General features: G+C 58.4%; 23 protein-coding genes and 5 tRNA genes. 22 read left to right on the plus strand and 6 right to left on the minus strand.

Going from position 1 to position 22,169, the window contains the following annotated elements; genetic code table 11:
• Positions 1-22 precede the first annotated feature (22 nt).
• The 3 genes from ACKUUJ_RS03575 (at position 23) to ACKUUJ_RS03585 (ending at position 2,506) form a co-directional block, all read left to right on the plus strand.
• Positions 23-382, plus strand: a complete 360-nt coding sequence (locus ACKUUJ_RS03575) for a type II toxin-antitoxin system RelB/DinJ family antitoxin (RefSeq protein WP_215694646.1) — start codon at positions 23-25, stop codon at positions 380-382.
• Positions 379-900: a PIN domain-containing protein gene (locus tag ACKUUJ_RS03580; protein WP_409064689.1), complete on the plus strand. Its 522-nt coding sequence runs from the start codon at positions 379-381 to the stop codon at positions 898-900. Before ACKUUJ_RS03575 ends, ACKUUJ_RS03580 begins: the two co-directional genes overlap by 4 nt.
• A gap of 148 nt (positions 901-1,048) precedes the next feature.
• Positions 1,049-2,506: an aminoacyl-histidine dipeptidase gene (locus ACKUUJ_RS03585; protein WP_346979503.1), complete on the plus strand. Its 1,458-nt coding sequence runs from the start codon at positions 1,049-1,051 to the stop codon at positions 2,504-2,506.
• Between the two features lie 127 nt (positions 2,507-2,633).
• Here ACKUUJ_RS03585 and ACKUUJ_RS03590 read toward each other — a convergent pair whose 3' ends face one another.
• The 3 genes from ACKUUJ_RS03590 to ACKUUJ_RS03600 form a co-directional block, all read right to left on the minus strand.
• On the minus strand, positions 2,634-3,938 hold the full coding sequence (locus ACKUUJ_RS03590; protein WP_346979502.1) for a type II toxin-antitoxin system HipA family toxin: 1,305 nt from the start codon (positions 3,936-3,938) through the stop codon (positions 2,634-2,636).
• Between the two features lie 3 nt (positions 3,939-3,941).
• Positions 3,942-4,412 (minus strand): multiprotein-bridging factor 1 family protein, encoded by a 471-nt coding sequence (locus tag ACKUUJ_RS03595; protein WP_409064690.1) that lies wholly within the window; start codon positions 4,410-4,412, stop codon positions 3,942-3,944.
• Between the two features lie 124 nt (positions 4,413-4,536).
• Positions 4,537-5,121 (minus strand): manganese efflux pump MntP family protein, encoded by a 585-nt coding sequence (locus tag ACKUUJ_RS03600; RefSeq protein WP_409064691.1) that lies wholly within the window; start codon positions 5,119-5,121, stop codon positions 4,537-4,539.
• A 248-nt stretch (positions 5,122-5,369) separates the two neighbouring features.
• Here ACKUUJ_RS03600 and disA point away from each other — a divergent pair, with 248 nt between their 5' ends.
• From disA to ACKUUJ_RS03630, 6 genes are all read left to right on the plus strand, one after another.
• Positions 5,370-6,410 carry a DNA integrity scanning diadenylate cyclase DisA gene (gene disA, locus ACKUUJ_RS03605; RefSeq protein ID WP_006234973.1) on the plus strand — a complete coding sequence of 347 codons (1,041 nt, stop codon included), beginning with the start codon at positions 5,370-5,372 and terminating at the stop codon, positions 6,408-6,410.
• Positions 6,410-7,138 (plus strand): 2-C-methyl-D-erythritol 4-phosphate cytidylyltransferase, encoded by a 729-nt coding sequence (gene ispD, locus ACKUUJ_RS03610; protein ID WP_409064692.1) that lies wholly within the window; start codon positions 6,410-6,412, stop codon positions 7,136-7,138. The genes disA and ispD overlap by 1 nt, the downstream gene beginning before the upstream one ends.
• Positions 7,128-7,622, plus strand: coding sequence for a 2-C-methyl-D-erythritol 2,4-cyclodiphosphate synthase (ispF, locus tag ACKUUJ_RS03615; RefSeq protein WP_006234975.1), 495 nt, complete (start codon positions 7,128-7,130; stop codon positions 7,620-7,622). Before ispD ends, ispF begins: the two co-directional genes overlap by 11 nt.
• 3 nt (positions 7,623-7,625) lie before the next feature.
• Positions 7,626-9,092, plus strand: a complete 1,467-nt coding sequence (gene cysS, locus ACKUUJ_RS03620; protein ID WP_409064693.1) for a cysteine--tRNA ligase — start codon at positions 7,626-7,628, stop codon at positions 9,090-9,092.
• Positions 9,093-9,278: 186 nt separating this feature from the next.
• Complete coding sequence (gene rlmB / locus ACKUUJ_RS03625) at positions 9,279-10,193, plus strand: 23S rRNA (guanosine(2251)-2'-O)-methyltransferase RlmB (protein ID WP_409064694.1); 915 nt, start codon at positions 9,279-9,281, stop codon at positions 10,191-10,193.
• Between the two features lie 3 nt (positions 10,194-10,196).
• Complete coding sequence (locus tag ACKUUJ_RS03630; RefSeq protein WP_006234978.1) at positions 10,197-10,874, plus strand: NYN domain-containing protein; 678 nt, start codon at positions 10,197-10,199, stop codon at positions 10,872-10,874.
• Between the two features lie 27 nt (positions 10,875-10,901).
• On the opposite strand, the gene ACKUUJ_RS03635 is transcribed toward ACKUUJ_RS03630, so the two are convergent.
• Positions 10,902-12,284: a DNA-binding protein gene (locus tag ACKUUJ_RS03635; RefSeq protein WP_409064695.1), complete on the minus strand. Its 1,383-nt coding sequence runs from the start codon at positions 12,282-12,284 to the stop codon at positions 10,902-10,904.
• A 119-nt stretch (positions 12,285-12,403) separates the two neighbouring features.
• Here ACKUUJ_RS03635 and ACKUUJ_RS03640 point away from each other — a divergent pair.
• The 13 genes from ACKUUJ_RS03640 to rplA all read left to right on the plus strand — a co-directional run bounded on the left by ACKUUJ_RS03640 (position 12,404) and on the right by rplA (position 19,243).
• A tRNA-Thr gene (locus tag ACKUUJ_RS03640) sits at positions 12,404-12,478 on the plus strand.
• A 204-nt stretch (positions 12,479-12,682) separates the two neighbouring features.
• Positions 12,683-13,354: a hypothetical protein gene (locus ACKUUJ_RS03645; protein ID WP_409064696.1), complete on the plus strand. Its 672-nt coding sequence runs from the start codon at positions 12,683-12,685 to the stop codon at positions 13,352-13,354.
• Between the two features lie 29 nt (positions 13,355-13,383).
• Positions 13,384-14,382 carry a hypothetical protein gene (locus ACKUUJ_RS03650; RefSeq protein WP_409064697.1) on the plus strand — a complete coding sequence of 333 codons (999 nt, stop codon included), beginning with the start codon at positions 13,384-13,386 and terminating at the stop codon, positions 14,380-14,382.
• 481 nt (positions 14,383-14,863) lie between these two features.
• Positions 14,864-14,945: transfer RNA gene (locus ACKUUJ_RS03655), tRNA-Tyr, on the plus strand.
• A 10-nt stretch (positions 14,946-14,955) separates the two neighbouring features.
• A tRNA-Thr gene (locus tag ACKUUJ_RS03660) sits at positions 14,956-15,031 on the plus strand.
• Positions 15,032-15,034: 3 nt separating this feature from the next.
• Positions 15,035-15,111: transfer RNA gene (locus tag ACKUUJ_RS03665), tRNA-Met, on the plus strand.
• Positions 15,112-15,207: 96 nt separating this feature from the next.
• Positions 15,208-16,398 carry an elongation factor Tu gene (gene tuf, locus ACKUUJ_RS03670; RefSeq protein WP_152073434.1) on the plus strand — a complete coding sequence of 397 codons (1,191 nt, stop codon included), beginning with the start codon at positions 15,208-15,210 and terminating at the stop codon, positions 16,396-16,398.
• A gap of 277 nt (positions 16,399-16,675) precedes the next feature.
• On the plus strand, positions 16,676-16,825 hold the full coding sequence (rpmG, locus tag ACKUUJ_RS03675) for a 50S ribosomal protein L33 (RefSeq protein WP_117655047.1): 150 nt from the start codon (positions 16,676-16,678) through the stop codon (positions 16,823-16,825).
• Positions 16,826-16,838: 13 nt separating this feature from the next.
• Positions 16,839-16,914 (plus strand) — tRNA-Trp (locus tag ACKUUJ_RS03680).
• A gap of 76 nt (positions 16,915-16,990) precedes the next feature.
• Positions 16,991-17,329: a preprotein translocase subunit SecE gene (gene secE / locus ACKUUJ_RS03685; protein ID WP_117583102.1), complete on the plus strand. Its 339-nt coding sequence runs from the start codon at positions 16,991-16,993 to the stop codon at positions 17,327-17,329.
• 3 nt (positions 17,330-17,332) lie between these two features.
• Positions 17,333-17,869, plus strand: a complete 537-nt coding sequence (gene nusG / locus ACKUUJ_RS03690) for a transcription termination/antitermination protein NusG (protein ID WP_099432095.1) — start codon at positions 17,333-17,335, stop codon at positions 17,867-17,869.
• Between the two features lie 120 nt (positions 17,870-17,989).
• A complete protein-coding gene (gene rplK / locus ACKUUJ_RS03695) occupies positions 17,990-18,418 on the plus strand; it encodes a 50S ribosomal protein L11 (protein WP_152067404.1) in 429 nt (142 codons plus the stop codon).
• Between the two features lie 117 nt (positions 18,419-18,535).
• Positions 18,536-19,243, plus strand: a complete 708-nt coding sequence (gene rplA, locus ACKUUJ_RS03700) for a 50S ribosomal protein L1 (protein WP_409064698.1) — start codon at positions 18,536-18,538, stop codon at positions 19,241-19,243.
• 287 nt (positions 19,244-19,530) lie between these two features.
• Here rplA and ACKUUJ_RS03705 read toward each other — a convergent pair whose 3' ends face one another.
• The gene (locus tag ACKUUJ_RS03705; RefSeq protein ID WP_409064699.1) at positions 19,531-20,241 is read right to left on the minus strand and encodes a metallophosphoesterase; all 711 of its coding nucleotides are present in this window, start codon (positions 20,239-20,241) and stop codon (positions 19,531-19,533) included.
• Positions 20,238-22,154: a BMP family ABC transporter substrate-binding protein gene (locus ACKUUJ_RS03710; protein WP_409064700.1), complete on the minus strand. Its 1,917-nt coding sequence runs from the start codon at positions 22,152-22,154 to the stop codon at positions 20,238-20,240. The genes ACKUUJ_RS03705 and ACKUUJ_RS03710 overlap by 4 nt, the downstream gene beginning before the upstream one ends.
• Positions 22,155-22,169 lie beyond the last annotated feature (15 nt).

Raw genomic sequence — 22,169 nt, forward strand, 5'->3', positions numbered from 1 at the left:
ATGTATAGCAGAAGGAGCTAGCATGCCTATATCGGTACTCGACTCACGGCCGGTCCAGATGAATGTACGCATGGATCGCCAACTCAAAGAGGCTGGGGACGCCGTGCTGGCGCATATCGGCATGACGCCGTCTCAAGCGGTGCGGACACTTTGGGAATATCTGGTCGTCAACGGATGCATGCCCTCGAGATCGGGGATTGCGGTACCGAGCTCTAACGTGCCAGCGACTGCGTCGGTGGAATCAAGGGTTACGCAAGGCAGCCACATCGTGCGCGATGCGTGCCTCAAATACGGCATCCCTGTTCCCGACCTCTCGGGTGACTACGATGACCTCTATGAGGAAGCAATGGCGGAGCGCTATCCCGAGTGGGTGGAGCTATGAGTGCAGACGGCATTCTCAAGTTGCTCATCGACACCAACGTATGGATGGATTACTTTTCTGGAAGGTCGGACCGGACAGCGGATGTAGTCCGTCTATTCGAGATTGCCGATGTCTCGGAGCAGAGTGCCCTGTTTGCCTCGTCTCTTTCTGTCAAAGATGTCTCGTATCTTGTCTCGGCGGCGATTAAGAGGGAGTGCCGAAGGAAGAATGGTTCGCTGAGCGATAACGCCATTGCGGCGGCGGACGAAACGGCCTGGGCATGCGTTCGGCAGATGCGCGAGCTCGCCCTCATCGCGCCGGTCGGTGCAGACGAGGTCTTCGACTCCTTTGTGTTCAAGTATCATCACAATGACTTTGAGGATGACCTGATGCTGGGCGTTGCCAATCGCATCGACGTCGATTACGTCGTGACGGAGGACAAAAATCTCATTAAGCATACCAATGGCGTATGCATTAACGTTCAACAGGCGTTGAGGTTGGTTGAAGGGTTCAGCGTCCCTTCGGCGCGGTCTGTCTAATATGCTTTATCTTGATAAAGTGGTGTTTCCCCACCGTTAGCCGATGATGCGAGGGCGCTCGGCGTTTTCGACTGGTTTATGCACGTAAAGTCTGGGAATATACAAGGCGCATGTCTTACTGTCTAACCAGTTGCGCCAAGGAGGCACCATGGACTACAAGATTACCGGCTACGAGCCCGCCCAGCTGTTCCATTTCTTTGAGGAGGTCAGCGCGATTCCCCGCGGGTCTGGCAACGAGAAGGGCATCAGCGATTTCCTGGTCGCGTTTGCCAAGGAGCGCGGCCTCGATGTGTATCAGGACGAGGTCTACAACGTCATCATTCGCAAGCCCGCATCTGCCGGCGCCGAGAATGCCCCGACCGTGATGCTGCAGGGTCACATCGACATGGTGTGCGACAAGCTGGGCTCCGTTGAGCACGACTTTACGACCGATGGTATCGACCTGGTCGTCAAGGACGGCGTCCTCACCGCTAACGGCACCACGCTGGGCGCCGACAACGGTATTGCCGTCGCTCTGATGCTCACTGTTCTCGATGACGATTCGATCGTTCACCCCGCCCTCGAGTGCGTATTCACCACCGACGAGGAGACTGGCCTGGTCGGCGCCGAGACGCTCGACAAGTCCCAGATTAGCGCTCGCACCATGATTAACCTTGACTCCGAGGAAGAGGGCGTTGCCACCGTCAGCTGCGCCGGCGGCGTCGTCGTTACCTACACCTGCCCGATCGCGCGCGAGCACAAGACCGGTAGCACCCTCACGCTCGACATCTCCGGCCTGCTGGGCGGTCACTCCGGCAGCGATATCCACCTGGAGCGCGGCAACGGCAACCTCATCATGGCCCGCATCATCGACCGCCTGATGGTCGCCGGCGAGCCCGCCATCGTCAGCTTTAACGGCGGCACCAAGGACAACGCCATCAACCGTGAGTGCAAGGCTGTTCTGGTCTACGCCGACCATGCTGCTGCCGAGGCGGCGGCCCAGATCGCAAAGGGCATCATCGCCGACGTCACTGCCGAGCTCGAGGTCTTCGACCCCGGCTTTACCTGCACCGTCGAGATTGCCGACGACGCCGAGGTCGAGGCCATGGACCAGAAGTCCGCGCTTGCCCTCATCCGCGCTCTGCGTCTTGCCCCTAACGGCGTGATTCGCCGCAACGTCGCCACCGACGGCTCCGTCGAGGTTTCCTCCAACATCGGTGTGGTTGCCACCTCTGACGACCAGGTCAAGATCATGCTGTCCCCGCGCTCTTCGATCACCTCGCTGCAGAACGAGTTCAAGGACCGTCTGCAGACGCTGGCCGATGTCCTGGGCTTCGACGCCAAGTTTGAGTTCGAGTATCCCGGCTGGAGCTATGCCGAGCATTCGCCGGTCCGTGACGTCTTTGTCGAGAGCTATCGCGAGCTCTTTGGCTCCGAGCTGCGCATTGAGTCCATCCACGCCGGCCTTGAGTGCGGCCTGTTCGCCGAGGCCCTGCACGGCCTGGACGCCATCGCCGTGGGCCCGACGCTCTCCGATGTCCACACCCCGGACGAGAGCATGGAGCTCGCTTCTGCCGAGCGCTTCTACGAGCTGCTCATCGACGTCCTCAAGCGCCTCGCTGCGTAAAGGTCGCATTGACGGCGATCCAAAACCTTTGCTGATGGATTGCAAATGACATTACGAGAGGGGGTACCCGAGCTTTTGCGGCGGGTGCCCCCTCTCTTCTTTTAAGAAATGGGAAATTGATTGGCGTCTAGCCCATATCCGCCTTGATGAGGTCGAGGGTGCGCTGGCAGTTTTCGCGGACGGGCCCGAGCATATGCTTGCGCAGGTCCGCCATGCCGGGCAGATCGGCGTATTCGTCCATGACCTCTTCCATGCAAATGGGTACCTCGTAGGCGAGGTCCATCATGGTCGCAAAGCAAAACTTCTCGGATAGCCCGGCATCGGTGAGTGCCGCCTCCAGCGCGGGGTCGCCCATACCGTGGTATCGGCGGATAGCGCCTGGACCGATGCGTCCCACACGGTTTTCGCCGCCAACGCTCATGGCGAGGCGCGCTTTTCGCCGCATACGTTCGTATGCCAGCCCAGATGCAACGTCATACATACGGGCCATCATAGCTGTGCCGCCGTTTCCAAGAAGCAGGGAATAGTTCTTCGCATGCGCGTCCGGTGCGCCGATGATGGCGTTAAAGAAAAGTATCTGCGTAAACAGATACAGGTTAAGTTGATGATGGCTCGTATTGACGAGGAGTTCCTGAATATCGCGTGCGGTCGGGCCGCCGTCTGCCGTGTACTTTTGAGCGGGCATCACTCCAAGGGCCTGACAGAGGTCTTCTTGGTGTAGACGCATGATTGTCCCGTCTTTGACATTCACACGGTCATAGCGCTCAACAATGAGGGCGGGTTCGTCCTCAAATAAGCGATACTCAACGTTCGCCGTTGCGATACCCGCGCGCTGGGCGCTTTTCATGCAGACAAACTCATTAAGCGCTTCGAGCTTAAATCCGATAACACCATTTTTGAAAATATGCGTCGTGGGCGAGGAACCTACGCATTCGCACCAGCGACCGTCTATGAGTGCGAGTGCGAACTTGCCCTGGTTGCCTCCAAGTGACCAACTTTCATCTAGACCCATCCACGATGCATCGCGGTCATCTCTGATCGACTTGAGACGGAGAGCAATTTCGTGGTCGTCTATAGGGCGGTATTCGCCAGCGCGATGCAGGACGGCGTCGGCATCTTCTTCGGCACAAAACTGCACTCCGCCCGGACAGTCGAGTCCGATATGGCTGAGCAACGCAACAGGATTGTTGGGCCTAACGTCGAATTTGGCGGCAATCGCTTTTCGTTGGTCCTCGCTGTCGGGTAGAAGGCCAAACAGGTACGGATTCATGACCTGTTGTCCGTATGTGCGATTCGATACGGGTATGTTGGTCGATAGGGCTGGCCCGTCATAGTCATGATCGTAGGTAAAGCTGATAAGACCGTTCTCATCTTGCGTGAGCGTTCCCGCAGGTACACCGCAAATAAAGGTCCGAAGTGATGTTCTGGCCATTGGCTATTTCCCTTCGGGCTTGGTTTGGTTAGATGCGTTTGCGGCAATCGAGACTCCGAGATTGGACATGGCGAAATCGGCGAAGGCTTTGTCGTAGAGTTCAGACGTAAAGGGGGCGTCTGCAAGAACCGGAATGGCGGCGCAGCAACGGTAGCTATGAGAGGGACGTTGAGCGCGATGGCGTCTGGGGGTGCTGCGAGTTTGCAGATCGGCATACGGAACGTTGGCTGATTGCTCGTTATTCGTTTTGACGATATCCCCTTGAGCGGCGAGCGCCAGTCCGAGAGCATTAAAGATCACCAATAGCTTGTCGAGTCGAATGCCGGTGGCATCTCCCAGCTCGAGCGATGCGAGCAGGCGCTCCGAAACACCGGCTTTTTTAGCGAGGGCCGCACGGGTGATTCCCTGTGAGTCGCGTGCCTGGCGCACGTAGATGCCAGCTTGGCGCGGCGTGGTGATGGGAAGGGTATCCACGGCAATCTCCTAACGTGCAGACTTTTGCATATCAGTATGACATGCAAAAGTCTGCACGAATAGGCATTATGCAAAACTCTGCATGAGACTTCTACATTGACGTTGAGCTTATGAGAGGCGCTTTTTATATCGCGAGAATCCCCAGATGCTCAAGCAAGATCTTAAGCCCGATGAGGATGAGTACAACGCCGCCCACGATGGTGGCGGGTTTTTCGTAGCGTGCGCCAAAGGCGTGGCCGATCGCTACGCCGGCGACGGAGAAGATAAACGTTGTGACGCCGATAAGCGATACGGCGGGAACGATATCGACCGAGAGCGCCGCAAACGAGATGCCTACGGCCAGGGCGTCAATCGAGGTGGCAATGGCGAGGATTAGATACTCACCCAGGTCAATCTTTTCGGCATCCTTGCCGTCGCCTTCGTCCTCATCCTCGTCCTCGGTAAAGGCTTCCCACAGCATCTTGCCGCCAATAAAGGCCAAAAGGATAGAGGCAATCCAGTGGTCGATGGGTCCGATGATGCCCATGAATTGACTGCCGAGCGCCCATCCGATTACGGGCATGCCGGCCTGAAAGCCGCCAAAGAACAGGCCGAGCACTACGGCGACCTTAAGGTTGATCTTTTTCATGCCAAGGCCCTTGCAGATGGAAACGGCAAAGGCGTCCATCGAAAGGCCAACGGCGAGCAACACGAGCTCTGCGAGTCCCATAGTCTGGCTCCCTCTCTGCGGGCGAGCCCGATTACGCGACTACTCCCTCATTTATATGAGACCCGATGCTACCACATGAGCAGTCAAAGGAGCCCCGTCCCAAATGAGCTACCTAAGCGGTGTTCGCTCATTCTGTAAGCATCGGATTTCGTGGCTGCTGCGGGGACAAACCGTGAGAAACTATTTAGCGTTTATGGAGCGTATACGATGGGAGCGATGCCTTGGATAAGAACGAGCTGCAAAAGCGTATGGAACAGGCCATCCGCCTGACGGCACCTGGTCAGCCGATCCGCACCGCCCTCGACATGATCATCGCCGGTCACCTGGGCGCCCTTATCTGCGTCGGCGACACCGAAAACGTGCTCGCTGCCGGTAACGACGGCTTCCCGCTCAACATTTCGTTCACCTCGAACCGTCTGTTCGAGCTCTCCAAGATGGACGGTGCCATCGTCATCGACGGTGACCTCACCCAGATCCTGCGCGCCAACTTCCACCTCAATCCCGATCCCTCGCTTGCCACGAGCGAGACAGGTATGCGTCACCGTACCGCCGCTCGCATGTCGGTGCTCACGGATGCCATCGTGATCTCGGTCTCGGCCCGTCGTGCCGTTGTCAACGTGTACGTTCACGGCAAGAGCTACGAGATCCAGCCCGTTACCACCATCATGAGCTCGGTCAACCAGCTCGTCGCCACGCTCCAGACTACCCGTCAGTCGCTCGATCGCTCCCTGCTGCGCCTGACGGCCCTCGAGCTCGATGACTACGTTACGCTCGCCGACATCACCGGCATTTTCTCGAGTTTCGAGATCATGCAGCAGGCAAAGACTGAGCTTAAGGATTGCATTGTCAAGCTGGGCAACCAGGGCAAGCTCGTGCAGATGCAGCTCGAGCAGCTCGCCGGCTCCAGCATGGATACCGAGTACGACCTGATGATTCGCGACTACGCGAGCGATTCCTCCGAGGCAAACGCCGAGAAGATTCGCGCCGAGCTCGCCCGTATGACGCCTAAAGATCTGTCCGACCCGCAGCACGTGGCGGCGGTTCTGGGTTACGACGACCTGGACGAGGACTCCGTCATGACGCCGCTGGGTCTGCGCACGCTTTCGCGCGTGTCCGTCGTGCGCGACGGCGTGGCCGAGAAGATTGTCGACGAGTACGGCTCGCTGCAGGAGCTCATGGACGACATCAGCGAGGATCCGGAGCGCCTGGGCGACTTTGGCGTTAACAACCCTGCCATTCTTGCGGACTCCCTGTACCGCATGAAGGGCACCAAACAGGGGAACGCATAATGGCGCCCGTATGCGCCGTAGTCGTTGCCGGTGGCAGCGGCCAGCGCTTTGGTAACCCCGGTGGCAAGCAGCTCGTCAATGTAGCGGGTCGTCCGCTTATGAGCTGGTCCATCCGCGCATTTGACCGTAGCAATAAGGTCGGACACATCGTCGTGGTTTGCCCTGCCGAGCGTCGTGCCGAGATGTGCCGCTTGGCCATCGACCCGTTTGACTATGACACGCCCATCAGCTTTGCCGATGCCGGCGCGACCCGCCAGGATTCCACCCGAGCCGGCGTGCATGCGGTACCGGCAGGCTTTGAATACGTCGCCATTCACGACGGCGCTCGTCCGCTCATTACGACCGAGGCCATCGATCACGCTATCGAAGTGCTCGTGAGCGACCGCGCCCTCGACGGTGTCGTGTGCGGTCAGCCCGCAATCGACACGCTCAAGATCGTCGATGGCGATAATATCCTTGAGACGCCGCCGCGCGAACTCTATTGGGCTGCACAGACGCCGCAGATCTTTAGCGTCGACGCCATGAAGCGCGCCCACACCGCAGCCATCGCCGAGGGGTTTATCGGGACCGACGATTCTTCGCTGGTCGAGCGCATGGGTGGGCGTGTCCGCTGCGTCCAGAGCCCACGCGACAACCTTAAGGTGACGGTACCCGAGGACTTGCGTTCCGTAACCGCGATTCTGCTCGGTCGCATGGCCGAGGGAGAGGACCTTCCCCATGTTCAGTAACCTGCGCATTGGACACGGCTATGACGTTCACCGCCTGGTGGAGGGTCGTCGATGTATTATCGGCGGGGTCGACATTCCCTACGAGCGCGGTCTGCTGGGCCACTCGGATGCCGATGTGCTCGCGCACGCCTTGGCCGACGCCATTCTGGGCGCCTGCCGCGGGGGAGACATCGGCAAGCTGTTCCCCGATACCGACCCTGCCTACGAGGGTGCCGATTCGATGGTACTGCTTGCCCGTGTGATGGACTATGCGCGCGAGCTGGGCTTTGAGTTTGTCGATGCCGACTGCACCATTGCCTGCCAGCAGCCCAAGATCACCCCACACCGCGATGCCATGCGCGCCAACCTGGCTCATGCCCTGGGCGTTGACGTCGAAAACGTGGGCGTCGCCGCCACTACGACCGAAAAGCTCGGCTGGGAAGGCCAGGGCGAGGGGATTGGCGCCTGGGCCGTCTGCCTGCTACAGAAAACCGTTAAGGAGTAACGAATGCGTATCTACAACAGCGCTACCCATAAAAAGGAAGAGTTCCAGCCCATCGAGTCCGGCAAGGTTCGCATGTACGTGTGCGGCCCCACGGTCTACGACAACATCCACATCGGCAACGCCCGCACGTTCATCAGCTTTGACGTGATTCGTCGCTGGCTCATCGCGAGCGGCTACGAGGTTACGTTCGCCCAGAACCTCACCGATGTCGATGACAAGATCATCAAGCGCGCCAACGAGCAAGGTCGTACGGCTGCCGAGGTCGCGACGGAGTTCTCCGACAAGTTCATCGGCGTCATGCGCGCCGCCAACGTGCTCGATCCCGATGTGCGTCCCCGCGCCACCAAAGAGATCGGTCCCATGATCGCCATGATCAAGACGCTTATCGAGCAGGGCCACGCTTATGCAGCCGATAACGGCGATGTGTACTTTGCCGTGCGCAGCGATCCCAACTACGGCCAGGTCTCGGGCCGCAACATCGACGACCTTATGGTGGGCGCGCGCATCGAGGAGAACGAGGACAAGAACGACCCGCTCGACTTTGCCCTGTGGAAGGCCGCCAAGCCCGGCGAGCCCAGCTGGCCGAGCCCCTGGGGCGAGGGCCGTCCCGGCTGGCACACCGAGTGCGCCGCCATGGTGCACCGCTACCTGGGCACCCCGATCGACATCCACGGCGGCGGCTCCGACCTTGCCTTCCCGCATCACGAGAACGAGTGCGCCCAGGCTACCTGCGCCTGGCACCAGGGCTTCTCCAACACCTGGATGCACACGGGCATGCTGCTGGTCGACGGCGAGAAGATGTCCAAGTCGCTCGGAAACTTCTTTACGCTGGCCGAGGTCCTCGAGCAGCACTCTGCCGCGGCTCTGCGTCTGCTGATGCTGCAGACGAGCTATCGCTCGCCGCTCGACTTCTCTTGGGAGCGCCTGGAGGGTGCCGAGAACTCGCTCACGCGTATCGCCGGCACGGTCGAGAACCTGCGCTGGGCTGCAAGCCACGCGACGGCCGACGCCGATGAGGCTGCCGCCGAGGCGTTTGTCGCCAAGGCTGCCGAGACTCGTGCCGCCTTTAAGGAGTGCATGGACGACGACTTTAACACCGCCGGTGCCATGGGTGCCGTCTTTGGCTTTGTCACCGAGTGCAATCAGTATCTGGAGCAGGCGGGCGATGCTGCCGACAAGGCCGCCGCGCTTGCTGCCGCCGATACGCTGACCGAGTTGCTCGATACGTTTGGCGTTGAGCTTCCCGAGCCCAAGGTCGAGCTGCCGCTGGGCCTGCTAGGCGTTGCTGCCGGCCTGGTTGCCTACACGGGTGACGATGTGGACGAGGCAGCTGCCAAGATTCTCGAGGCTCGCGCCGAGGCCCGCGCCGCCAAGAACTGGGATCTGGCCGATGCCATCCGCGACCAGCTCAAGGACCTGGGCCTGACGATTGAAGATACCGCCGCCGGCACTCGTATCAAATCTCTCTAATCCCCGCGGGTTTCCCAAGCACCCGACCTTGCCGTTCAAACCGTCGCTCGCGTACTCAAGTACGCGTCGCTCCTCTTTCACGGCAATCTCGGGCACTTGGAAAACCCGTACCGACCGCCCGAATTAATATTCATGGGCGGTCGTTTATTTTGTTTCGTTTGATAGTTGTATTTAGGAGGTCGCTTTATGGCCGACAATCGCAAGCGTGCACCGCGTGGAGGCAAGCAGGCTGCTTCTGGCTCGCGTCCGATTCGCCGTAATGACCGCGCTGCCGCTCCCAAGGGTCAGCGCGATCGTACCCAGGCCGCACGTCCGCAGCGCGATGGCAACCGCGACGCTGTCCAGGCTCCCAAGGGCGAGTTTATCGAAGGCCGTCGTGCTGCCGCCGAGGCGCTGCGCACTGGTTTTCCCATCAAGTGCGCGCTCATTGCCGAGGGCGGGGAGCGCGATGCCGCCCTGTCGCGTCTGGTCGATGACCTCAACGCCGCGGGCGTCCGCATTAAGTATGTGCCGCGTGCACAGCTCGATGTGCTGTCGAGCCATGGCGCTCACCAGGGCATCGCGCTCGAAGTTGGCAACTTCCCCTATGCCGATGTCGCCGATATCCTCGACCGCGCAGGCGAGGGTCCGGCACTTGTCGTGGTGCTCGACCATGTGACTGACGACGGCAACTTTGGCGCCATCGTGCGCTCCGCCGAGGTCGTGGGCGCCGCGGGCGTCGTCATCGCCAACAAGCGTGCCGCCGGCGTGACCGTGGGCAGCTACAAAACCTCAGCCGGTGCCGTCATGCACCTGCCCATCGCGCAAGTTCCCAATATCGCCCGTGCGCTCGATGACCTCAAGGCCGCTGGCTTTTGGGTGGGCGGTGCCTCCGAGCACGCCGAAGGCAGTTGTTGGGATGCTCCCTTCGAGGGTCGCGTGGCGCTCGTCATGGGGTCCGAGGGCGATGGCATCTCGCGCCTGGTGCTCGAGAAATGCGACTTTTTGACCAAGCTTCCCCAGCGCGGCATGACCGAGAGCCTCAATGTTGCCCAGGCGACCACGGCGCTGTGCTTTGAGTGGCTGCGCCGCAACGCCGGCGAGCTCATGGGGGAGGAGTAGCGCATGTCCAAAAAGAACCGTGCCAAGTCCAAAGCCAAGCGCTTTGGCGAAGGCTCGGCCAAGCCGATTGTCTCGGCCGCGACCTACGGCGTGGGCGGCAATGCGTTTGCGCAGGCTATCGCCGACCCAGTCTCGACGGTGCACTCCAACAAGCCCGAGCTGCTGGTGGTCGACGGTTACAACGTGATCCACTGCACGCCGCGCTACGAAAAGCTCGTGTACGACCATTCCGACGATCCGTATTCCAGCGACGTTCACGATATGGCGCGCACCGCCCTCATCAACGATGTCGCCGCGTTTGCCCAGGGCCGCTACGAGGCTGTGATTGTGTTTGACGGTGCGGGCAATATCTCCAGCGAGCGTCCCAATCTGCCGGCCCGCGGCGTGCGCATCGAGTTTTCGCCGACGGGCGTCTCTGCCGACACCGTGGTGCAGAAGCTCTGCATCGAGGCGCGTGAGGAAGGCCGTGCATGCTCCGTGGTGTCGAGCGACGGAACGATCCAGGCCGTCGTCATGGGTAAGGGTGTCACGCGTATCTCGAGCCGCATGCTGGTGGACGAGATCAAGCAGATCGATAACGACGTGCACGAGGCAGAGGAAGCTCCGCAGATCAAGATGACTCTGGGCAGTCGCCTGAGCCCCGATGCTCTGGCCAAGCTCAAGGCCCTTCGTGGCCGGTAGGGGAGCTGACGGCGCGACGCTGTTTCGCTAACTCCATTCAGCGATGTCGATCATTCTTTCGAGGCGCCATGTAAGCGCCTCTTTTAGATATGGCAGCCTTGCCGTGAGCGCGTCGTTTCTGGACAGAATCTCGATTGCCTCGTCAACGAAGCCTTCGAGTTTGTCGCCGTCAAACCAGCCCATGTCCTCGACGAGCAACATTTGTTTGGCGGGGCTTGAATGAAATTGTGCACTGGTAAAACTGTGCTCCCCCGCCCTAAGCTCCTCTAGTGATATGTTGCACCAGAGTGATGAGCCCGAATCGAAGATAGGGGCTGGTCTGCAGACCAGTGAGTTGACGTTTCGCACGAGGCCGAAGTTGCGCCAATGACGATCATAGTTGGCGATGATGTCGTCGCACACGATCATGCGGTCAAGGGCATCCTTGACGCCTGTTACCCCGAGTTTCTCGCAGTTTGCTACATATCGCTCGTAGTCGGTTAGTCTTTCATCTGCGTTTGCGTACTGATTTACATAGAACGCAGGGACATACTCTTCTTCATCAGTTAAGAAGACATCGCATATGCTCAGGGCGGAAGTACCCGTGCCCTCGAGCGAGTAAGGCACATAATCGCAGGCGTTTAGGATGCGACGATGGAGCGCGATCGCTACCAGCTCGTTATATGGTTCTTGGTTCAGGTGCGCTCCTGCCTTATGCAGAATTCGACGCCCGCCCTCGCATGTCCAATACTTCTGAAGGTTGCCGTCCGAGGTGTTATCGGGCTTTGCGGCGGCTGCTTTGCCCTCTGGGGCGAAGGGTGCGATGGACAGAGAGACGTCGTCAAAAGCATTATTGAAGAAGTTAATATCCTCCCACGCGAGACCGGAATCTTGGGGTCTAATCCAATACTGGTCGGATAGGGAGAGGCCGAGATTTCGCTGGATGAGTTCGTCGGGAACATCGACTGCTGCTTCTGCCAACAGGGATGCAAGCCCAATGCGCGCGAGCGGGATACCGCGACCTCGCCACCAAATGCGGAAAGAGTCGAGCGACACGGGACTATTGGGGCCAAGTACTCCAATAGGGGCGTGGGTGTAATCGATGTCGGCACCGATGTGGGTAAAGTCTCTTCGCGATGTGCTGTAGACCAGCTGGGCGACTTCGTGCGTGCGGTTCATGAGGGTAAACGTAATCTCGCTTTTTCCATGGCCTCGACGGGGGCGTCCCCCCGTTTTGGTCACGGAGCGGAGTCGTGCGTTGACGCTGTCTTTGTCGATGAGCCATACACCAGAAGCCTTGCGTGCCTCAAGCGCTCCGTTTTTTATGAGCTCTTGCACCCTGCGCGGGGTGATGTCGAGTAGCTCTGCAGCTTCCTTCGTGGTCAACATCGCGAAACCCTTCGCCAGAACGAATAGTTTTATCTTCTTCATTGTAATAAAAACTATTCGTTCTGACGAATAGTTTTGAGATGTGGTCGGTCAAAGGGCCTGTTGCGCCTCGTCCGCAATTCCTTTATTCTAAACAGGCTTCGCGCGAAAGCGCCAAGTGTGCCAGTGTGGCGCAACGGTAGCGCAACTGATTTGTAATCAGTGGGTTGCGGGTTCGATTCCTGTCACTGGCTCCATGAGAGTTTCGGGCTCTGTTCCCTTGTGGGACAGGGCCCGTTTCTTTTTAGGTAGGCGCCTACGTGGTCTGGCTCCATTTTCCCGTCACCTGCAATAACCAAGCACTGCTTGGTCGTCTGATATGGCCCCGCAAAAGAGAATGGAATCAACAAGGTCAGCGAAACGGAATCGCTGACATCAGGTCTATGGAAAGGAAGAAGACCATGATTTACCCTCTTTGCGACATTGCCGGCAGGAACAGGGCAACAGGTAAGCCGATCGTCAGTACTTGTGTCATGGATATGCAGGTGCAGCTGCTGCGCTATTTTCGCGATTATGGTTTGGATGACGATCCGGATTGGCGCGAGTCCCTCGAAGTCATTCTCGAGTCTCAACGAGAAGACGGCTGCTTTCCTCTGAGCAGCGATCGCGATATGCCCAGTGATGCGCGAGTCGATTTTCTCTATCGACCTACGTACGCTTGCTGCCAGATCATGATGCGAGCTCTGCTGGGTGGAAAGCTATCGGACGAGCAGGGGCAACGCGTCAAAACTGCCCTGTCTCGCGGCCTTGCTTTTTCCTGCGGGCGCGGCCTTAATGGCCACGGTATCGAAGATCTTGAGCGGCAGTGCGAGGACGTTGCCGATTTTGGCCATGCGGGGATTACGGAAATAGCTGAGCGTTATCCCATGCTGTGCCCCGAGTTTTTCTCCCTTATTAATAAGATTGGAGACGAATACGTTGAGCGCATCGCCAATGGAGATGTGATTTACTACTTTGGATCAAATCTTGCACAGAAGATTTTGACGGCGGCAGAGTCCCTGGGCCGGACCAATTTGTCGCTCGACAAAATCCAACGCTATCTTGAGATGGACTCGAAGAGAAAAAATCGATAGGTTAAAGATTAGAAAGGCGGGCGCCGCCAATGCTGCTTGGACAGTACATAAAAAGAAACATGCCAGATGCGGTCGAGCTCAACGATATGATTTCGCGTCCAGGCGAGGGATATGCTATTAGCCAGATGGCGGTAGCGCCCATCGACACGGGGGCCTTGCGGATGCATATCAAGGCGTATGCAAATGGACCCGATGGTCCATATTTGGAGGGACGCCTAGCGCTCTACCATCAGGTGCACGAGCTTTTTGCGCTGCTTGCAGCTGAGCCGTCTAACAAAGGCATGAAGGGCTACGAACTCAAGGATTCCTTTATTGGCGGTGAAGAGGCGGACTTGATTATGCTCACCGTTTCCCACGAAGAGCGCTCGCAGGAAGACATCGCCTATAACGTTTTGCTGTGCAGCAAGAACGCGGTGGGGGAGCGTCGTGCCAGGATTCGCGATGGCGTGCGTATCGGCGGCATGTGCGTGGCCGAGGAGTTTGGGTATCGCGGCGAATTCAGGTCCTCGGTACACCCGCTGGCGCTGCCGCTCAATTTGAGCGAGGTCTACGTGCTTATGGATGCGCTGGCTGCCTATGAGCGCGGATGCAGCCGGTTTGATCCCCATGGTAGGATGGCCCGGCGTATTGCAGGCATGATCAAGCGCGAGCTGAGCGGTTACGCTAAGGAAAAACTTGGTTCGCGTTTGGAGGGGATGGGCTTTGCTCAACTGGAGGAGGTCGACCCCATGTTTGTTCCTGATATTCCAGGGGATAAAGTGCCTGAGGGCAGATCTTCGCAGGTTGCCAACTGGCTCTTATATGAAAAGGCTGGTCGCTGGGCGCGTGTGTGTCTTGCGGGCGGCGGGAGCGTGCAAGGGATTATCTTGCCGCGAGCTGAGCTTGGGCGCTTCTTTGCGAGTCGTCCACAAGCGGCGAGGGACGATGCAGCCCAAGCGGATTCACGACCCAAGTGTGTCGTCTGGCGAAGCGATGATGACTACGACGTTATTGACTGGGCAGATGTCGTGGATGTAAGGCGAGAATAGATAAATGTCTCGATCTGTAACACGAAGGGGCGGAAAACCGTTCGTACTGTTACAGAATGAGACGTAAGCCAGAGTCTCTGCGAAACATCTCGATCTGTAACAGATAGGGGAGAAAATGTTCTCTAAATGTTACAGATCGAGACAAAGGCCGGACCGGTCCCGGTCATCCTGGTCGATCGTGCCGGAAAAGTCCGATCGCGACCTATGTAATAGTGCAAGAGGGTCGTTATCGAAGGTCGATGCTGTAGGCGTACTCCACCGTGCCAAAGTGTTCCCTTGGGAAATGCCACCAGCGTAGCGAAATCCACCGTCCTTCATATCTAAACTCAACAAAAACGCAGGTCAAAGGCATATAGATACGCCCGGCACCGTGTATCTAGAGGTTTTCGTTGACAGCCCCCAAGGTTGCATCGTATTATCTTTTTCGTTCGCGGGGGCGGCGGTCCAAAAGACCAAAGAACCTGCGGATACTTGAACGATTGGGAGTTTGCCCGAGTGGTTAATGGGGACGGGCTGTAAACCCGTTGGCTCTGCCTACATAGGTTCGAATCCTATAGCTCCCACCCGTCAAGTGCCTGTATAGCTCAGTCGGTAGAGCACTTCGTTGGTAACGAAGAGGTCACCAGTTCAAGTCTGGTTGCAGGCTCCATCCGGCGGTGTAGCTCAGTTGGTTAGAGCACACGGTTCATACCCGTGGCGTCACTGGTTCGAATCCAGTCACCGCTACCATAGGTAACACGGTGGCTTCTCAATAGTATGTTGAGAGGCCACTATGGTATAAAGGCAAAGTCCCGTCCGGGGACGACCTGTTAAGAGGAGGGCTTTATGGCCAAAGAGAAGTTTGAGCGCACTAAGCCGCATGTTAACATCGGCACCATTGGTCACGTCGACCACGGCAAGACCACGCTGACCGCCGCCATCACCAAGGTTCTCTCTGAGACCGAGGGCTGCAAGGCTGACTTCACTGCGTTCGAGAACATCGACAAGGCTCCCGAGGAGCGCGAGCGCGGCATTACGATCTCCGTCTCCCACGTTGAGTACGAGACTGCTGCCCGTCACTACGCTCACGTTGACTGCCCGGGCCACGCTGACTACGTCAAGAACATGATCTCCGGTGCTGCTCAGATGGACGGTGCTATCCTGGTCATCGCCGCTACCGACGGCCCCATGGCTCAGACTCGCGAGCACATCCTGCTCGCCCGTCAGGTCGGCGTTCCCTACATCGTCGTCTTCCTGAACAAGTGCGACATGGTCGACGATGACGAGCTCATCGACCTCGTCGAGATGGAGACCCGTGAGCTCCTCTCCGAGTACGATTTCCCCGGCGACGACATCCCCGTCATCCGTGGTTCTGCTCTGGGCGCTCTCGAGGGCGACGCCAAGTGGATGGACGCTATCCGCGAGCTCATGAAGGCTGTCGACGAGTACATCCCGACGCCTGCTCGTGACAACGACCTCCCCTTCCTGATGGCCGTTGAGGACGTTATGACCATCTCCGGCCGTGGTACCGTTGCTACCGGTCGTGTTGAGCGCGGAGAGCTCAAGCTCAACGAGCCCGTCGAGATCGTCGGCATCAAGGATACCCAGAACACCGTCGTTACCGGTATCGAGATGTTCCGTAAGTCCATGGACTTCTGCGAGGCTGGCGACAACGTCGGTCTGCTGCTCCGCGGCATCAAGCGCGAGGACATCGAGCGCGGCCAGGTTCTCTGCAAGCCTGGTTCGGTTACCCCGCACACCAAGTTCACCGGCGAGATCTACGTTCTGACCAAGGAGGAGGGCGGCCGTCACACCCCGTTCTTCGATGGTTATCGTCCTCAGTTCTACTTCCGTACCACCGACGTTACCGGTACGGTCAAGCTGCCCGAGGGCACCGAGATGGCTATGCCTGGTGACCACATCACCATCGAGGGCGACCTCATTCACCCGATCGCCATGGAGGAGGGCCTGCGCTTCGCTATCCGCGAGGGTGGCCACACCGTCGGTTCGGGCATCGTCTCCACGATCATTGAGTAAATTAGCTCTTTGATATAGCTGACTTAGAGAACCCGGCACTTATAGGGTGCCGGGTTCTTTTCTACGCGGGGCTTGTTCCCTGCCGATTGCGCTTCGCTCGCTCTTAAGCCGAGCGTGAGGGATCGATTAGATCTCGCTGGCTTCATTGATGTGTTCCAAATATGAATGGATCCAGCGAGAACCAATTGATTCGAGGTTTTCATTGACAGCACTTACGTAGAGCTGATAAAGTACCAACTCGTGCCCGTACGGGGCGGAAATGAAAGGTTCAGGATAAATGCGTACTCTAGTTACTCTTGCGTGCACTGAGTGCAAGCGCCGCAACTATACGACCACCAAGAACAAGTCGAACATGCCTGATCGTATGGAGATCAAGAAGTATTGCCCCTGGTGCCGTCACCACACGCTGCACAAAGAGACTCGCTAGTCTCTAGTCACATACGCCAGTAGTTCAATTGGTAGAGCATCGGTCTCCAAAACCGAGTGTTGAGGGTTCGAGTCCTTCCTGGCGTGCCAGTCATTATTCCGTAAGCTCCCAATTGGGGGCTTACGGTTTACTCATGTATAAGCGCATTGCGCGGAGGTAACCCAAATGGCCAACAAGAAGAACAAGAAGAAGGCTCAGCAGCCGGCACCTGCCAACAACGCTGCCGCCAACTCCAAGGTTGAGGCCAAGAAGGCCGTTGCCAAGAAGAACGAGAAGGCTGCGAAGTCCAAGAAGAACGAGAAGCCTGGTTTCTTCGCCCGCACCAAGAAGTATTTCGCTTCGGTGAAGTCCGAGATGAAGCGTGTCACGTGGCCCGATAAGAAGGAGCTCGTGAACTACTCGGTCGTCGTTTGCGCTTCTCTGATCGTCGTCGGCGTCGTCATCGCTCTGCTCGATGCTGGCTTTGGCGAGGCTCTTGCTCTGTTCTCTGGATTGAGGGGCTAAACCATGTCTAAGCGTTGGTACGTCGTTCACACTTACTCTGGATACGAGAACCGTGTTAAGTCCGATCTCGAGCATCGCATCGAGACCATGGGCATGCAGGACCGTATCTTTGATATCGAGATTCCTATGGAGCGCGTCACCGAGATCAAAGAGGGTGGCAAGCGCGAGACCAAGGATTCCAAGATCTTCCCGGGTTATGTCCTGGTTCGCATGGAGATGGATGACGATGCGTGGACGTGTGTTCGCAACACGCCCGGTGTCACTGGTTTCCTGGGCGGCAATGGCAAGCCCGCTCCGCTTTCCCGCGACGAGTACAATAAGATGACTCGTCGTCCCGGTAAGGGCGATTCGCCCAAGCGCACCTCGGTTGATATTGAGGTCGGCACGTCCGTCCGCGTCACTGATGGCCCGCTTACCGACTTTGATGGCAAGGTCTCCGAGGTTAACACCGAGGCAGGCAAGCTGAAGGTCACCCTGATGATCTTTGGCCGTGAGACGCCGGTCGAGCTCGACTTTAACCAGGTCGCTGTCATCGCTTAAGTTTTCGTCCGTTCGCGCGAGCGTGCTTCTTCTGTGACTGCTCATCTCAGGAGTGCTTCTAACACGTGCGTGCTTACGATATAGCAAGTACTTCACACTCGTGATTCGAAAGGAATGACCATGGCTGAGAAGAAGGTTGCCAACGTCATTAAGCTCCAGATTCCTGCTGGTGCAGCTAACCCCGCTCCTCCCGTCGGCCCCGCCCTGGGCGCAGCTGGCGTGAACATCATGCAGTTCTGCCAGGCCTTTAACGCCGAGACGCAGGACAAGAAGGGCGACATCATCCCCGTTGAGATCACTGTCTTCGAGGATAAGTCCTTCTCCTTCATCACCAAGACCCCGCCGGCGGCTCACCTCATCAAGAAGGAGCTGAACCTCAAGTCTGGTTCCGCTAAGCCCCAGGCCGACAAGGTTGGTCAGCTCTCCCAGGAGCAGCTCACCAAGATCGCCGAGATCAAGATGCCGGACCTCAATGCCAACGACATTGACGCCGCCAAGAAGATCATCGCCGGTACCGCCCGTTCCATGGGCGTCACCATCGCTGAGTAGCGATTTCTTTTGGTAACGACGGGTGCTCCAACCGGGGCGCCCGTTAAATGTGTGCAATAGGGCACACGATACGATGTGGGAGGGCTCGCGCCCGTTTAACCACAGGAGGTAATGCACATGGCTAAGCATGGTAAGAGCTATAACGCCGCTGCCGAGAAGATCGACCGCGCCACGCTCTACACCCCCCTTCAGGCTGCCAAGCTCATCAAGGAGCTCGACACCGCCAAGTTCGACGAGACCGTCGAGGCCCACTTCCGTCTGGGCGTCGATACTCGTAAGGCCGACCAGAACATCCGCGGCTCCATCTCCCTGCCCCACGGCACCGGCAAGACCATTCGTGTTGCCGTCTTCGCCGAGGGCGAGAAGGCCCGCGAGGCCGAGGCTGCCGGCGCCGACATCATCGGTTCCGACGAGCTCGTCGCCCAGATCCAGAAGGGCGAGATCAACTTCGACGCCGCTATCGCTACGCCGAACATGATGGCCAAGGTTGGCCGCATCGGTAAGATCCTTGGTCCCCGTGGCCTCATGCCGAACCCTAAGCTCGGCACCGTGACCATGGACGTCGCCAAGATGGTCTCCGAGCTCAAGGCCGGCCGCGTTGAGTATCGCGCCGACCGCTACGGCATCTGCCACGTGCCCCTGGGCAAGAAGTCCTTCTCCGAGCAGCAGCTCGTCGAGAACTACGCTGCCCTGTACACCGAGATCCTGCGCGTCAAGCCCGCTTCTGCTAAGGGCAAGTACGTTAAGTCCATCTCCGTGTCTTCCACCATGGGCCCTGGCGTCAAGGTCGATCCCGCTATCCAGCGTGACTTCTTGGCTGAGTAACTAACGGTTACTGCCTGAGCAAAGCAAGCATTGCTAAAGAAACCCGGTTCTGTCTCGTGCAGGACCGGGTTTCTTGCTATCTCGGGCCAAAACCACCACAAAGGGGACAGGCACCTTTGTGGTGGTTTTGGCACTTTGGCGTCAATGTTATGGCATCGCAGCGAGCCGGTTCCAAGTGCCCCAGGTCGCCCCGAAAGAGGAGCGACGCGTACTTTGGTACGCGAGCGACGGCTTGAGGGGCGAGATGGGGTGCTTGGGGCCGGCGCAGCGTCAAGCCTTAAAGGTGGTTACCAGGGGGTTCTAGCGGTTGAGGACTCGATAGCCTCGTGGCGCTTGAGTTCACGACGCATGGTTTGCGAATTAAGCCAGGCTGCCTGCCAGCCACGGATGGGGTAGCGCGCTTCGTCCAGCTCAAACTGCGTATAGCCGCAGGCGTTGATGATCGTTGCCCCGCATGCGTGCTGACGCTCACGTTGAAAGTCGCGACCATAGCATTGGTGCACATGCCCGTGCACCATGTAGTCGGGATTCCAGGACTCGAGCGCTGTGTTAAAGCATTTGAATCCTCGATGTGGCAGATCGTCCAGATCGCCCTCGCCGGCGGCGGGCGCATGGGTGAGCAAGATGTCGCAGCCACCGACCATCCTCACTTTACGAGACAGCTTGCGCACGCGCTTGGCCATCTCGCGCTCGGTGTACATGTTGGCGCCATCTCGATAGCGCATGGAGCCGCCAAGGCCTGCAATGCGGACGCCGCGGTACACGTAGACAGCGTCTTCGACACAGATGCAGCCACCTGGTGCATGACGCGCATAGCGGTCATCGTGATTGCCTCGCACGTAGATGAGCGGTCTGTTGATGACCGTGACCAAAAACTCAAGATAGTCCGGGTCCAGATCACCAGCGGACAAAATCAGGTCGACACCCTCAAAGCGTTCTTTGCGAAAGCACTCCCAAAGGCATCGTTCTTCGGTATCGGCTATGGCAAGGATTTTCATAGGGCGCGGACCTTCGGCTCATCGTCGGGCTGCGGAATGGTGCCCACCACGTTGTCTGCCAGCCAGTCCATCTCGACGATTTGCGTGCTCGGCAGCGGGGGAAAGCCTTCGATCTGCACCACGCCGTCTTGGCTATGGAGCTCGCCGCCAAATGGATTGATGGAGCCCTCGACAATGCCATTGCGCAGTAGCTGAACGAGCTTGCGCGTCTGATAGGGCAGGCCTGGAGCGTAGCGAATATCGATAACGCCCGAACTCATGCCATACCAGTAGTTGACGGCGCGAACCTGGCTGTCGTCACTGGTCTCATCCCAGGTGCCATGCAGCAGGCTTCGCACGATAAGCTCGTAGTAACGGCCCCAGTTCCATACCGGCATGGCAATGCCGGCAACCTTGCCATCGACCAAGCGGTGGAGTCCGTAGGCCGTGGGGTCTTCGAGCGGCTTTGACATGTCGGCGCCGGACATGACGCTTACGCCTTCGCGGCACATGGCCTCGGCAAGGCCACCGGCGGGCACATCGCCCCAGGTCAGGATAATTTGCGCACGGGGGTCGAGTAGCGAGGCTCCAATCGCAAAGGCGTTGATCTCGCTGAGTGCGCCCGAGGCGAAGACCGACGCGTGGTAACCGATGCGGTGGTTGTCCGCCATGCTGGCGGCAAGGGCGCCCAGGAGAAACTTGGCCTCGTACATCTTGCCAAAGTACGAACGGACGCTTTGGTGGGGAAGGCCGATAGAGCAGTTGAGGAACCGAACCCGGGGATACTCCACGGCTGCCCTGAGCGTGTATTCCATCAGGCGGTGCGAGGTCGAGAAGATGACGTTAGCTCCATGTTTGACAGCCGTTTCGACGGCGGCGTAGAACACGTCCGGATCGTGGCAGTCCTCAAACGCCTCGGTGCGCACGATACCGCCAAAGTGCTCGTCAAGATACTGACGCCCTTGGTCGTGCAGACTGTCCCAGCTCGACGTCGCACAGGGGAACTCATGGATAAAGGCGATGCGCAGGGGGTTGGCCGCCGAATAGACGGTCTTGCCCATAAAGAAGTTGAGCACGCCGGAGGTGGACTTGGCGTGCGTCTCCTCCTCGTCGACACTCGGTGCTTCGACAAGATCGACCTTGTCCTCGTCATTTTTGCCGGCAATGACCAGCTCGCGCCAAATCTTACACAAGCGGTTTACGACGATATCCGTCGGCGTATCCAGCAGGCGGTCCTGGTTGTACACATTGAGGTAGACGAGCATGGCGTCTGCGGGCGTAATGTCCAGGTGGTCGCCGCCCGCGCGAAGGTAGGCGCGCTTAAAGAGTAGGAAGGTGTGGCGCAGGTAGTCGACCTTTTTCTGCGGCCATTTTTCGATAAGGTCCTGACCGAGCATCTTGGCGAGCGTCTCGTAGCTTCCCTCGCGCGAGAACTCGATCTCGTATAGGGGACAGACGCGCCAAAACGCGCAGAACTCACCGTACAGGCGGCTTTCGACGAAATCCCATGTGCCGGGGTAGAGACGGGTGACCTTGGCCGAAACCGTCGGGGCGTCCAGGAATTTGAGGACACTGACGCGCTTGTTGCCCTCTTGGACGTAAAACCGATGCATGAACTCGGTGACGATGACGGGATCGCGATAGCCCTCGGTCACCTGGATGTCGTAGAGGTTGGACCACTTGCGGGCGAACTCCGTGCTAAACGGCAGCAAGGGCATAAAGTTGCATGAAAAGGCCGACTGACGGCCCTTGGTAACCGTACCGACGACCATTTCGAGTGGAATGTCTCTCAGGCCGACATTCTCTCGCTGGCCTAAGGGGAGCTGGGCAACCAAGCTATCGAGGTCCGTGAGATACGGATGCTCGCTTTGACTAATGGCGCGTCGACGTCCTTGCTCGCCGCGCTTGCGTGCTTGACGATAGGCCTCTTCCATAGTTTTGCTCCCTTA

It is taken from the genome of Collinsella sp. wc0583, assembly GCF_046116915.1.
GTDB lineage: Bacteria > Actinomycetota > Coriobacteriia > Coriobacteriales > Coriobacteriaceae > Collinsella.